Raw genomic sequence first — 12,950 nt, forward strand, 5'->3', positions numbered from 1 at the left:
GTCACCTCGCGATGACCCGACCCGCCGGCGTGGGTGTTACTTGATGGCTTCGATCTTGGTCAGGTTGACCCGGTCGAAGAGATCCATCTCGACGTTCTTGACCTTTGTCGAGTGACCGAAGTTGTTCTGGCCGAACCGCAGCGGTACGACCGGCAGGTCCTCGGCGAGCAGGTCCTCGGCCTCCTGGTACTTCTTGATCGCCTCCTCCTCGCTGGGGGCGCTGGCGCCCTCGGCGAGCAGCCGGTCGAAGTCCGGGTTGCTGTAGCCGTAGTAGTTCGACGAACCGTTGGTGCTGTACAGCGGGCCCAGGTAGTTCTCCATGGACGGGTAGTCCATGATCCACCCCATCCGGAACAGGCCCACCGGCTGCTTGGCCTTGACCTTGGTCAGCAGGTCGGCGAACTTGGGCTCGGCGCTGCCGACGCAGTCCACGCCCAGGTTGGCCTTGAGCTGGTTGCAGGTGGCGTCGATCCAGTCCTTGTGGCCGCCGTCGCCGTTGTAGGACAGGGTGATCTTCGACGGTCCGCCGGCGGCCTGGTAGAGCGACTTGGCCTTGGCCGGGTCGAACTCGCCCGCGGCGCCGACGGTGTTCTCCCGGTAGCCGGCGACGGCCGGGGAGACGAACGCGCGGGCCGGCTGCTGCGAGTCCTTGAAGATCGACCGGGTGATCTCCTCGCGGTCGATCGCCATCGAGATGGCCTTGCGCACGTCCGGGTTGCTGAACTCATCCTGGAAGGTGGGGAACGCCAGGAAGTGCAGCGAGGACGCCGGGCTCTGCAGGAAGCGGTCACCCAGGTCGGTGCCGGCGGTGGAGAGGTTCTCCGTCGGGATGGTCTTGATCACGTCGAGGTTGTCCGACAGCACGTCCGCGTACGCCGCGGTGAGCTGCTGGTAGATCCGGAACTCGACGCCGGCAACCTTCGGCTGCTCGCCGGGGAAGGCGTCGTACCGCTCGACCTCGACCTTGGCGTCGTGCTGCCAGGTGCCCTTCATCTTGAACGGACCCTGACCGATCGGCGCCTGCTCGAAGCCCTCGGCCAGCTCGCCGGGAGCGCTGAACGCGGCCTCCGGCAGCGGGTAGAAGGCGGTGTAGCCGAGCATCGACTTGAACTCGCTGTACGGCTGCGCGAGCGTGACGGTGAAGGTCAGGTCGTCGACCTGCTTCAGCCCGCTGAGCGTCTCGGCCTTCGGGTTCTCACCCTGCAGGTCGTCGTAGCCGGCGATCTTCTCGAAGAAGTAGCTGGAGTTCTGCCCGTTCGGCGCGTACGCGCCGTAGTTCCAGGCGTCGACGTAGTTGTCGGCGGTCACCTGCTCGCCGTTGTGGAAGGTGTAGCCGTCCTTGAGCTTGATCGTCCAGGTGGTGTTGTCCTCGGACGTGATCGACTCGGCAGCCACCTCGTACGGCTTGTGGGCCTCGTCGTAGTCGACGAGCGGGCTGAACAGGGCGGCGAGCACCTGGGAGCCGCTCGTCTCGTTGGTGTTGGTCGGCACCAGGTGCTGCGGCTCAGCGATCTCGATCCGCACGGCCGCGTTGGGGTCGCTCTCGCCGGATCCGCCGTCGCCGCCCGAGCCGCAGGCCACCAGGCCCAGGGTCACCGCGAGCGGGAGGGCGGTCCAGGCGGCAAGCCTACGAACACGCATCTAGCCTCCTCATCTCCATTACGCTGCGCAGTCGGGCCCGGCATTGGGTGACGCTGCGCAACGACCGGCAACGGTAGGTCGTATGCCGCGACTCGGCAACGCAGCGGTTGCAAAGGGGTAACAGAACGCCACCCCCGGTCTTGTCGGTCTCGTGCTCCCGTGCTACGCCAACCGGTACTTTTCCGCTGCGAGGTGCGGTGATGTGGCTCAGCTCGGCAACATCGGAGGTCGGTTGGGAGGCTCGGCCCCCACTCGGCATGATCGCCAGATTGCGGGCCTTCATGCCCTGCAGTCCGAAATCGCTGTGCGGTGTCACACAAGTCGTCACGCTAAGTGATTAACGCCACGTGACTAAAAGTAATTGGTGATCTCGTCGGTCGGGCTGGCAGAGGCCGGCTGGCGCGCCACCCCCCCCGGCACCGCACCGGGCCACCGAGCCGCTCGCCGGGTGGCCGACCGTGGCCGACCGGTCGGGTCGCCGAGGTCGGGGGAGCCGGTGACGGTGGACGTGAGACGATCTGCTCGTGACGGCGACGCTTCTGGACGGCAAGGCGACCGCGGCCGAGATCAAGGACGAGCTGCGGGCGCGGGTGAAGGCGCTGGCGGAGCGGGGGACCGTGCCAGGGCTCGGCACGGTGCTGGTCGGGTCCGACCCGGGCTCCCAGGCGTACGTCAACGGCAAGCACCGGGACTGCGCCGAGGTCGGGATCGCCTCCATCCGCCGCGAGTTGCCGGCCGACGCCACCCAGGAACAGGTCGACCAGGTCCTCGCCGAGCTGAACGCCGATCCGGCCTGCCACGGCTACATCGTCCAGCTGCCGTTGCCGGCACACCTGGACACGCAGCGGGTGCTGGAGCTGATCGACCCGGACAAGGACGCCGACGGCCTGCATCCGGTCAACCTGGGTCGGCTGGTGCTCGGCTACGACGCGCCGCTGCCCTGCACCCCGCGCGGCATCGTGGAACTGCTCCGCCGGCACGACGTTCCGCTGCGTGGCGCCAACGTGGCCGTGGTCGGCCGGGGCAACACCGTCGGGCGCCCGCTGGGGCTGCTGTTGACGCGGCGAAGCGAGAACGCCACCGTCACCCTCTGCCACACCGGCACGCTGGACCTGGCCGCGCACACCCGGGCCGCCGACGTCGTGATCGTGGCGGCGGGAGTGCCCGGCCTGCTCACCGTGGACATGGTCACTCCCGGTGCCGTCGTGGTCGACGTGGGCATCACCCGGGTGATCGGCGCGGACGGCAAGGGTCGCTACACCGGTGACGTGGACCCGGAGGTCGCCGAGGTGGCCGGCAAGCTGGTGCCGATGCCCGGTGGTGTCGGTCCGATGACCCGCGCCATGCTGCTCACGAACGTCGTGGAGCGGGCCGAACGCCCATAACCGTCCGCCCCTGGCCCGATCGGTGCCAGGATGGCTGATACGGTCCGGAAAACCGACTGGTATCAGGGAGTGGGACGACCATGGGTAAGAAGGTCACTGTCGTCGGGGCCGGATTCTACGGCTCCACCACCGCGCAGCGCCTGGCCGAGTACGACGTCTTCGACACTGTCGTGATCACCGACATCATCGAGGGCAAGCCCGCGGGCATCGCCCTCGACCTCAACCAGTCGCGTGCCGTGGAGGGCTTCGAGACCAAGGTGGTCGGCGTCACGACCGGCCCGAACGGTGAGGGATACGAGGGCATCGAGGGCTCGGACGTGGTCGTCATCACCGCCGGCCTGCCGCGTAAGCCCGGGATGAGCCGGATGGACCTGCTGGAGACCAACGCCAAGATCGTCCGCCAGGTCGCCGAGAACGTGGCCAAGTACGCACCGAACGCCGTGGTCATCGTGGTCTCCAACCCGCTGGACGAGATGACCGCGCTGGCCCAGATCGCCACCCAGTTCCCGCGCAACCGGGTGCTCGGCCAGGCCGGCATGCTGGACACCGCCCGGTTCAGCAACTTCGTCGCCGAGGCGTTGCAGGTACCGGTGAAGTCGGTGAAGACGCTGACCCTGGGTTCGCACGGCGACACCATGGTTCCGGTGCCGTCGCAGAGCAGCGTGAACGGCAAGCCGCTGCGCGAGGTGATGCCGGCCGAGCAGATCGAGGACCTGGTCGTGCGTACCCGCAACGGTGGCGCCGAGGTGGTGGCGCTGCTCAAGACCGGGTCGGCGTACTACGCGCCGTCGGCGGCGGCGGCCCGGATGGCGAAGGCCGTCGCCGAGGACTCGGGCGAGGTCATGCCGGTCTGTGCCTGGGTGGACGGCGAGTACGGCATCTCCGGTGTCTACCTCGGGGTGGAGGCCGAGATCGGTGCCCAGGGCGTCAAGCGCGTGGTGGAGACCGACCTCGACGCCGACGAACTGGCCGCTCTCAAGGAGGCCGCCGAGGCCGTCCGCGCCAAGCAAGCGGACGTCGCGTCCATGTGACCCCGACGAGTTGAGCTGACCAGGAGGTTCGCGTCTCGGACAGTTGATCCGAGGGGCGAACCTCCTGGTCATTGCGGCGGTTTGGCGGTGGCGATCAGGGTGGTCAGGCCGTCGAGGACGCGGGCCAGACCGAACTCGTACGCCTGGTCGGGGTGGTACGCGGCGTTCTGCGCGGCACCGGCCGCGGCGCCGACCCGGACGGCGGTCGGAAAGCGCCGCTCGTCGAGCACCTGCGCCAACAGGGGGGCGTTCGCCGTCCACCACTGTTCGTCCGTCCAGGCGCTCTCCTGCTGGGCGGAGCGCGACTCGGCCGCCGAGCGGGCGCCAGCCCGCACGAAGTCGAGGACGAAGGTCAACGCGGCGTCGCGGGCCACGTCGTCCAGTCCGGTGCCGTCGAAGGCACGCAGCTCGTACTCGTACTTCGCCATCTGGCCCGGTCCGAGCGGCGGGCGGCCGGTGGCGACCTCGGCCGCCCAGGGGTGGGCGGTGAAGAGGGCCCGGTTGTCCGCCGCCACCGCTGCCACCCGCGCCCGCCAGGGGTCGCCGGAGCGGTCCGGCCGGGGCATGCCGGTGTAGATCGCGTCCAGCATCAGGTCGAGCAGCTCGGCCTTGCCCGGGACGTAGGTGTAGAGGGTCATCGGCGCCACGCCGACGGCCTGGGCGAGCGCGCGCATGGTCACCGCGTCCAGCCCTTCGGCGTCCGCCAGCTCGATCGCGGCGGTCACGATGTCGTCCAGTGAGCGGCCCGGGCGGGGGCCACGACGCGGGACGTCGCCGGTCTGGCGCCAGAGCAGGCGCAGGGTGTGAGCGGGGTCTCCGCCTCCGGTGCGGTGGTCGGGCACCCCACGATCTTCGCAGGTCGATTCGCCGTACGCAGTACGTTGTACAATGTACGTAGTTATTGTCTCCGCACAGGGGGTGCGCGTGCAGATCACGGCATCGGCGATCTCGCTGAACGTCGAGGACGTGCCGGCCTCGGCCGCGTTCGTCAAGCAGTACTTCGGATTCCACGAGCAGATGTCCGCCGACGGCTTCGTCTCGCTGGCCCGGGACGACGTCGGGTTCAACCTGATCTTCCTCCGTACCGGGTTGGCCAGTCTCCAGCCGGAAAGCCTGCGTACGCAGCGGGCCGAGGGGGTGCTCGTCGCCTTCGTCGTCGACGACATCGACGCCGAGTACGCCCGGCTCACCGCCGCCGGGGTGCCGATCGCCACCCCGATCCAGACCGAACCGTGGGGTGAGCGCTTCTTCCAGGTCGCCGATCCCAACGGGGTGATCCTGCAGCTCGTGCAGTGGGTGCACGGGCCGGAGGCCACCGACTGAGCCAGGCGGTCCGGGTGCTGGTGTGCACCGGGCCCGGCGGGGGTACTGCCCCACCGGGCCCGGTGCCCGCCCGTGGCGCCGGCACAGCCGGCGCGGACCGACCGGCGGGCGCAGCGTTCCTCGTCCGAGCCGATCCAGTACGCTCGTACTGCTTGAGCATGTCACCCGAGAGGAGCGCCGGCCGATGGCGAAGATCAAGGTAAACAACCCGGTCGTGGAGCTCGACGGCGACGAGATGACCCGGATCATCTGGAAGCAGATCCGGGAGCAGCTGATCCTGCCCTACCTCGACGTCGACCTGCACTACTACGACCTCTCGATCCAGCACCGCGACGCCACCGACGACCAGGTGACCGTCGACGCCGCCAACGCCATCGCCGAGCACGGCGTCGGCGTCAAGTGCGCCACCATCACCCCGGACGAGGCCCGGGTGGAGGAATTCGGGCTGAAGAAGATGTGGCGGTCGCCGAACGGCACCATCCGCAACATCCTCGGCGGGGTGGTCTTCCGCGAGCCGATCATCATGTCCAACGTGCCGCGGCTCGTGCCCGGCTGGACCAAGCCGATCATCATCGGCCGGCACGCCCACGGCGACCAGTACAAGGCCACCGACTTTGTCGTCCCCGGTCCGGGCACGGTGACCATCACCTACACCCCCGCCGACGGCTCGGAGCCGGTCGAGATGGAGGTCGCCAACTTCCCCGGTGGCGGCATCGCGATGGGCATGTACAACTACGACGACTCGATCCGGGACTTCGCCCGCGCCTCGTTCCGCTACGGCCTGGACCGCAACTACCCGGTCTACATGTCCACCAAGAACACCATCCTCAAGGCGTACGACGGCCGGTTCAAGGACATCTTCGCCGAGGTGTTCGAGAACGAGTTCAAGGCCGAGTTCGACGCCGCCGGGCTCACCTACGAGCACCGGCTGATCGACGACATGGTCGCGGCCGCGCTCAAGTGGGAGGGCGGCTACGTCTGGGCCTGCAAGAACTACGACGGTGACGTGCAGTCCGACACCGTCGCGCAGGGCTTCGGCTCGCTCGGCCTGATGACCTCCGTCCTGCTCTCGCCCGACGGTCGCACCGTCGAGGCCGAGGCCGCCCACGGCACCGTCACCCGGCACTACCGGCAGTGGCAGAAGGGCGAGAAGACCTCGACCAACCCGATCGCGTCGATCTACGCCTGGACCCGGGGCCTGGCCCACCGGGGCAAGCTGGACGACACCCCGGCGGTCACCGAGTTCGCCAACACCCTGGAGCAGGTCATCGTCGACACCGTCGAGGGCGGCCAGATGACCAAGGACCTCGCGCTGCTGATCTCGCGCGACGCGCCGTGGCAGACCACCGACGAGTTCATGAACACGCTCGACGAGAACCTGGCGCGCCGCCTGGCCGCCTGAGGCTCACCCGCGTCACACCGAGCCCGCCGGCCCGAGCGCCGGCGGGCTCGGCGGCTCATGACGGCGGCGTGTCGCGACCGACGCGCCAGTCGGCGTCACTTCGTCCGGCGCGCCTCGTTGACCTGAGTGGACGAGATGCCAGTCCCGTCCAGGAAGGTTGACAGTCGCCACCGCGCGACGCGCGTGCCCAGCAGCCAGCCTTCCCGGCTGTCGAGTACAGCCAGCCGTCCCTTCCCTGCGGGGGGCCCTGTCCCGGGCCCCCCGCGCCCTGCTGCCTCCAGCCCTGCCGGCGCAGGACACCTGGCGCGGGCCGGCACGGTCTCCTGCGGCGACCGTCCGTCACACCGCGCGCAGCAGCTCGGCGGCCCGTTCCGGGGCGATGTCGTTGATGAAGACCCCCATGGCCGACTCGGAGCCGGCGAGGTACTTCAGCTTGTCGGCGGCCCGCCGGACGCTGAACAGCTGCAGGTGCAGATGCCCCAGCTCACGCTCGACGCGTACCGGTGCCTGGTGCCAGGCGGCGATGTAGGGCATGGGCGTGTCGAACAGCCCGTCGAAGCGACGCAGCAGGTCCAGGTAGAGCGGCCCGAACGCGTCGCGTTCCGCGTCGGTGAGCGCCGGCAGGTCGGGCACCGTCCGGTGCGGCGCGAGGTGCACCTCGAACGGCCACCGGGCGGCTGCCGGGACGTACGCCGTCCAGTGCTGGTTCGCCGCCACCACCCGCTCGCCGGTGGCGCGTTCGGCGGCCAGCACGTCGGCGTAGAGATTGCCGCCACCGGTGCGCTCGGCGTGTCGGCGGGCCGCGTCCAGCAGCGACCGCGTCCGGGGGGTGATGAACGGGTACGCGTAGATCTGCCCGTGCGGGTGGTGCAGGGTCACCCCGATCTCCACGCCCCGGTTCTCGAAGCAGAAGACCTGCTCGACGCCGGGGAGCTTGCCGAGCACCGTGGTCCGGTCGGCCAGCGCGTCCAGCACGGTACGCACCCGGCTCGGCGGCAGCGCGGCGAAGGAGGCGTCGTGGTCGTCGGTGAAGCAGACCACCTCGCAGCGCCCCTGCCCCGGTCGGGCCGCGGTGAACGGGGTGATCGCCGCCGGCTCCGCCACCACCCGCTCGCTCAGCGCCGGGAACCGGTTCTCGAAGACCGCGACCGCGTACTCCGGGGCCGGGATCTCGCTGAGCCGGTCCGCCGTCGAGGGGCAGAGCGGGCACTGGTCGGCCGGGGGGAGGAAGGTCCGGGTCTGCCGGTGCACCGCCAGCGCCACCCACTCGTCGGTGAGCGGGTCGTAACGCAGTTGGGAGGCGGGTGGGGGAGGCGGCAACGGGCGCCGGTCCGGCTGGTCCCGGACGGCGTCGTCGCGCTCGTCGAAGTAGATCAGTTCGCGGCCGTCGGCCAGGCTGATCGCCGTACGCTTCATCGTGGAGTCCCGCCGTCGGGGACCGGCACGACGATCAGCTCGCCGACCCGGTCGCTGAGCAGTCGTCGGGCCTGCGGCGTCAACCGGTCGTCGGTGACCAGCACATCCGCGGTGCCCAGGTCGGCGATGGCGGAGATGCCCACCGTCTGCCACTTGGTGTGGTCGGCGAGCACCACCAACCGGTCCGCCGCCGCGACGAGCGCCCGGTTCGTCTCGGCCTCGGTCAGGTTCGGGGTGGTGAAACCGGTCCGCTCGGTTATCCCGTGCACGCCGAGGAAGAGCAGGTCGAGGTGCAGGGTGCGGACGGCGCCGACGGCAAGTGGCCCGACCAGGGCGTCGGAGGGAGTGCGTACCCCACCGGTCAGCACCACCGTCTGGTCGGCGCGGCCCCGCTCGTGCAGGATGTCGGCCACCGGCAGCGAGTTGGTCACCACGGTCAGCGCCGGCACGTCGACCAGATGCCGCGCCAGCTCGGCGGTGGTGGTGCCGGCGGAGAGCGCGATCGCTGCTCCGGGGCGGACCAGCTGGGCGGCCCGCGCCGCGATGGCCGTCTTCTCGGCCTGCTGGCGTACCGACTTGGCCTGGAAGCCCGGCTCGTCGGTGGCGCCGGCGACGGTGGCGCCACCGTGCACCTTGGCGAGCAGCCCACGTTCGTGCAGCAGGTCCAGGTCGCGGCGGACGGTCATCTCGGAGACGCCGAACTCGGCGGCCAGTTCGCCGACGCGCACACCGCCGGTCACCCGGACCCGGTCGAGGATCGCCGCATGGCGTTGCCGCGCGAGCATCGACCCCTCCCCGCAGTCACATGAGCGAACACATCCGAACGGAAACAAACACTAGCGTCCGGAGTCGATCACTGGAAGGGCGCTGTCCCGGGCGTCAGAGGGCGGGCAGCCGCGGCTCCACCCAACCGGTCTCGGTCAGGTGGTGCAGGACCCGCTGCACCGCCTCGTCGACGGTCAGATCGGTGGTGTCCAGCACCAGATCCGCGTCGGTCGGCTCCTCGTACGGGTCGTCGATGCCGGTCATCCCGGTGAGCAGTCCCGCCCTGGCCCGGGCGTACAGGCCCTTGCGGTCGCGTTTCTCGCAGACCTCCAGTGGCGTGGCGACGTGCACCAGCACGAACCCGGCCCCCGCCGCCATCGCCATCTCCCGGGCGATCGCCCGGGCCTGGGCGTACGGGGCGATCGGGCAGCAGATGCCGATCCCGTGGTGCCGGGCGATCTCGGCGGCGACCCACCCGATCCGTCGCACGTTCGTGTCCCGGTCGGCCCTGCTGAAGCCCAGCCCGGCGGTCAGCTCTCGACGCACCACGTCCCCGTCGAGCAGCGTGACCGTACGCTCGCCCTCCTCGCGCAGCGCGTCGGCGAGCCCCCGGGCGACAGTCGACTTGCCGGAACCGGAGAGCCCGGTCAGGAACACCACCAGGCCACGGTGCCGCCGGGGCGGTCGGGCCCGACTCAACTCCTTGGCCACCGCCGGAGGGGTGTGCCACTCGGGCAGCGGGAAACCCCGGTCCAGCAGGTCCTCGATCTCCGCCTGGCTGAGCGCCAGTCGCCGGTTGCGCGGCGGGATGTCATCGCGCCAGCGCCACTGACCGTCCCGGTTGTCGTAGGCCAGCTCACGGGGCACCAGCACCCGCAGCCCGGCCCCGGAGAGCATCTCGCCGGTGGAGAGCAGGTGGGTGACGCCGTACGCGGCGGAGACCCGGGCCAGCAGCAGGGCGTCACTGATCTCGTCGCGTCGCCGGGAGAACGGCACGGCGACCAGGGTCGCCGGAGGCATCCGGTCCCGGGCGGCGAACACGCTGCGGACCAGCGCCTCCGGCGGCAGTCCGCCGGTGCCGTCCTCGCCCACCGGAATCATGATCAACAGGTGGGCGCTCAGGGTGCGTACCGCGTGCGCGATCTGGGCCAGTTGCGGCCGGTGCAGCGGGCGGTCGGCGACCACCCCGAGCACCCGACCCGGCGGCAGCAACGCGCGGATCTCCTCGGGCGTACGCCGCAACCGCTGGAACGGGCCGTGCGCGCCGTCGCCCAGCCGGCGCACGGTACCGCCGACCCCGGCCACCGCGTCGCGGATCGACCAGACGTCGGCCACCTCCAGGGCCGCCATCGGTGCGCCCTCGCTGTCGGTGAGTACCAGGGCCCGACGGGCCGGATCGGTGAGGTCGAGTTGCTGCGCCAGCGTCGCGGGCACCTGAAGGGTGACGGCGACCGGCCACGGGGTGTCGTCGACCAGCCGGCCCCGGCGGCTGACCGAGACCAGGTCGGCCCGGGTCATGAAGCCGGTCAGCGGCGCGTACGCACCGATCAGCAGCAGCTCGAGATCCGCGAGCTCACCGGGACGCGGCGTGTACGTCGGTGCCTCCCGCAGCACCTCGTCGGGCAGCACCCACCCGTTGCTCATCAGACCCCCAACTCCGGCGACCGGCACACAGTTTCGCAGCCGGCCGCCGATCGGTCGAGAGCGCCACCACGTCCGCCGGGCCACCGGTGCCGACGGGTGCCCGTCGTCCCGCGAGTCGACTGCTCACAGCGGCCGGCAACCGGGCTGGCAGTGCCCGTCGCCGGCCGCTCCGCGCGCTCGACCTCAACCCAGGGTGGCCGCTCCGAACGAGACGGCGAACCGCTTGCACCAGATGGAGACGCTTGTCAGGTCGGTCAGCTTGACGTCGTCCGGGATCGCGTAACCCTGGTCGCCACGATTGCCCTTGAGCCGCCCCAACTCGACCCAGCGGCCGTCGTCGAACACGTGCCACCCGTCCCGACCCTCGATCACCGGCTGGTCGGTCAGCCAGACCCGCAGGTCCGGGCCGTTGGAGGTGTTCAGACCGACCAACTCCAGCCGGTGCCGCCCGTCGGCGGTGCGCACGATGCGCGCGCTGCCGGAGGTGTCGTGTTCGTGACTGACGAAATCACCGGAGCTGACCAGCGTCGCCGCCGTGGCGTCGGGGGAGGCGGGCGCGGCGGAACCGGTCGGCGCGGCGGAGTTCGCCGGGGTGGCGACCGTCGTCAGTCGCTCGGACACCTCGGCGTCGGTCAGCAGCTTCCAGGGCTGGAACCAGTACAGACCGAAGGCCGAGCCGGCGGCCACGACGGTGATCGCGATCCACGTCAACGGGGTGCGGAACAGGCGGCGACTGAGCATGTCCCAGTTTGTCGCGGGTGACCGCGCCGTGTCAGCCGCGCAAACCTTACGAACTGCGAACCGACTGCCGGGCGCGGCGGAGTCGTCGGCGCACGGCCCGCTTCAGCCGTTGCCACCGCCCGGCCCTGGCCGACGGCGGCCGCCGCCTCTCGACCACGGTCAGCGTGCCGTCGGCGGCACAGGACACCGCCAGCGGTAGCTTCGCGTCCCGGGTCAGCCCGGCGGCGGTGAGCCGCGCCTTCAGGGTCCACTCGCCGTAGGACCGACCGTCGTCGAGCGAACGGAAGTCCGCGGTCGCCTGTCCGCGCCACCGCAGGTGCGACTCGCCGGACGCGGCGGTCACCCGATCGACCTCGAAGCTCACCGGGAGGAAGAACTCGTCGCCGTCGAGCCGCCGGGCGATGACTTCGAGCTTTGCCCGGTTCAACTCGTCGGTGCAGTCCAGCAACTCGTCCGCGATGCCGCTGACCGGCAGGACGAGTCGATCCCGACCGCCGATGTCGGTGTAGGAGACAGGTCCGGTGCGGGTCCGGAGTTTTCCGGTGAGCGTGACCGTCAACGTGTTGTCGGTCGACTCGTGCGCGGTCATCCGGACCTGGGCGCGAATCCCGGCCTCCCACTCGGCCAGCCGGAACAGCTCCTCCACCAGGCCCTGCTCGGCAAGACTCGCGATGGTGCGCTCAAGCGCCGGTAGCGCACCGGCGACCCCCGGCGCGAAGTGCTCTCGGATGGTCTTCTGCACCTGCACGACGACCTGCTCGGCCCAGTCCCGGGGCGCATCGCGCAGACGCGCGCCGCGTAGCCGGCGAATCATGGCGCTGCGCAGCCAGCGCCGGTGCATCTTGTCTCGCAGCGGCCCCGGTTCGGTATGCGCGTCGACGATGTCGAGCACCTCGCGGAGGCTGCCGAAGTAGCCGGCGGGCTCCAACCGGTTGGCGGTCAGGTTGGCGCCGTCGGAACGCCGCGCGTGGTGGTAGCACGTGTAGTCCGACAGGACGCAGGTGCGGCGGGAGAGCAGATACGCCCGGGTGACCAGGTGATGGTCCTCCAGCCGTTTGCGGCCCTCCTCCGGGAATCGTAGGTCGTGTTCGAGCAGGAACGCCCGGCGGAACATCTTGTGGCAGGTGAGGCTCTCCATCAGCGGGGACTTGTCCAGCTTGGCGTCGGGACGGTTGACCCGGAACAGCGATCGGGGCACCGACCGGCCATGCCCGGCCATCCGGCCGATCGCGATGTCCGCGTCGTTCTCTCTGGCGTACCCGTACAGCCGCTCCAGGGCCTCGTCGGCGAGCCAGTCGTCGTCGTCGACGAACTGGACGTACTCCCCGCGGGCCTCGGCCACCCCCAGGTTGCGCGGGCGGGACGGCCAGCCGGAGTGTTCGACATGCAGCACGCGAAGGTGCGGGTGGGCGGCGGCCAACTCGTCCAGCCGGGCGGGCGTGGAGTCGGTGGAACCATCGTCCACAAAGATCGCCTCGAACTCGGTGGCGGGCAGCGACTGGCGCAGCAGCGAGTCGATGAGCTTGTCGATTGAGGTGCCCGGGTTGTACGTGGGTACCACCACTGTCACCTTGAGTAAACCGTCGGTCATTGCTCTCCCGA

At 70.3% G+C, this 12,950-nt stretch carries 11 protein-coding genes; 4 read left to right on the forward strand and 7 right to left on the reverse strand.

Annotation, left to right across the window (positions count from 1 at the left end; genetic code table 11):
• Positions 1-36: 36 nt before the first annotated feature.
• The gene (locus tag O3597_RS01360) at positions 37-1,641 is read right to left on the reverse strand and encodes an ABC transporter substrate-binding protein (RefSeq protein ID WP_281603051.1); all 1,605 of its coding nucleotides are present in this window, start codon (positions 1,639-1,641) and stop codon (positions 37-39) included.
• 524 nt (positions 1,642-2,165) lie between these two features.
• On the opposite strand from O3597_RS01360, the gene O3597_RS01365 reads away from it, so the two are divergent.
• Together O3597_RS01365 and O3597_RS01370 are read left to right on the forward strand one after the other, a co-directional pair.
• On the forward strand, positions 2,166-3,026 hold the full coding sequence (locus O3597_RS01365; RefSeq protein ID WP_164447796.1) for a bifunctional methylenetetrahydrofolate dehydrogenase/methenyltetrahydrofolate cyclohydrolase: 861 nt from the start codon (positions 2,166-2,168) through the stop codon (positions 3,024-3,026).
• Between the two features lie 80 nt (positions 3,027-3,106).
• Positions 3,107-4,057, forward strand: a complete 951-nt coding sequence (locus tag O3597_RS01370; protein ID WP_164447795.1) for a malate dehydrogenase — start codon at positions 3,107-3,109, stop codon at positions 4,055-4,057.
• Positions 4,058-4,125: 68 nt separating this feature from the next.
• Here the strand turns inward: O3597_RS01370 and O3597_RS01375 are convergent, their stop codons facing one another.
• Positions 4,126-4,899 carry a TetR/AcrR family transcriptional regulator gene (locus O3597_RS01375; protein WP_164447794.1) on the reverse strand — a complete coding sequence of 258 codons (774 nt, stop codon included), beginning with the start codon at positions 4,897-4,899 and terminating at the stop codon, positions 4,126-4,128.
• 82 nt (positions 4,900-4,981) lie between these two features.
• On the opposite strand from O3597_RS01375, the gene O3597_RS01380 reads away from it, so the two are divergent.
• Both O3597_RS01380 and O3597_RS01385 read left to right on the forward strand, forming a co-directional pair.
• Entirely contained in the window at positions 4,982-5,380 is a 399-nt protein-coding gene (locus O3597_RS01380) for a VOC family protein (protein WP_281603052.1), read from the forward strand.
• A gap of 184 nt (positions 5,381-5,564) precedes the next feature.
• The gene (locus O3597_RS01385; protein WP_164447792.1) at positions 5,565-6,782 is read left to right on the forward strand and encodes an NADP-dependent isocitrate dehydrogenase; all 1,218 of its coding nucleotides are present in this window, start codon (positions 5,565-5,567) and stop codon (positions 6,780-6,782) included.
• A 339-nt stretch (positions 6,783-7,121) separates the two neighbouring features.
• Here O3597_RS01385 and galT read toward each other — a convergent pair whose 3' ends face one another.
• The 5 genes from galT to O3597_RS01410 all read right to left on the reverse strand — a co-directional run bounded on the left by galT (position 7,122) and on the right by O3597_RS01410 (position 12,939).
• Complete coding sequence (gene galT, locus O3597_RS01390) at positions 7,122-8,198, reverse strand: galactose-1-phosphate uridylyltransferase (protein ID WP_281603053.1); 1,077 nt, start codon at positions 8,196-8,198, stop codon at positions 7,122-7,124.
• On the reverse strand, positions 8,195-8,983 hold the full coding sequence (locus O3597_RS01395; RefSeq protein WP_281603054.1) for a DeoR/GlpR family DNA-binding transcription regulator: 789 nt from the start codon (positions 8,981-8,983) through the stop codon (positions 8,195-8,197). Before O3597_RS01395 ends, galT begins: the two co-directional genes overlap by 4 nt.
• 94 nt (positions 8,984-9,077) lie before the next feature.
• Positions 9,078-10,607: an adenylyl-sulfate kinase gene (gene cysC, locus O3597_RS01400; RefSeq protein WP_281603055.1), complete on the reverse strand. Its 1,530-nt coding sequence runs from the start codon at positions 10,605-10,607 to the stop codon at positions 9,078-9,080.
• A 183-nt stretch (positions 10,608-10,790) separates the two neighbouring features.
• Positions 10,791-11,348: a DM13 domain-containing protein gene (locus O3597_RS01405; RefSeq protein ID WP_164447788.1), complete on the reverse strand. Its 558-nt coding sequence runs from the start codon at positions 11,346-11,348 to the stop codon at positions 10,791-10,793.
• A 46-nt stretch (positions 11,349-11,394) separates the two neighbouring features.
• Positions 11,395-12,939 (reverse strand): glycosyltransferase family 2 protein, encoded by a 1,545-nt coding sequence (locus O3597_RS01410; protein WP_281603056.1) that lies wholly within the window; start codon positions 12,937-12,939, stop codon positions 11,395-11,397.
• Positions 12,940-12,950 lie beyond the last annotated feature (11 nt).

It is taken from the genome of Verrucosispora sp. WMMA2044 (assembly GCF_027497155.1).
In the GTDB taxonomy this organism is placed as follows: Bacteria; Actinomycetota; Actinomycetes; order Mycobacteriales; family Micromonosporaceae; genus Micromonospora; species Micromonospora palythoicola.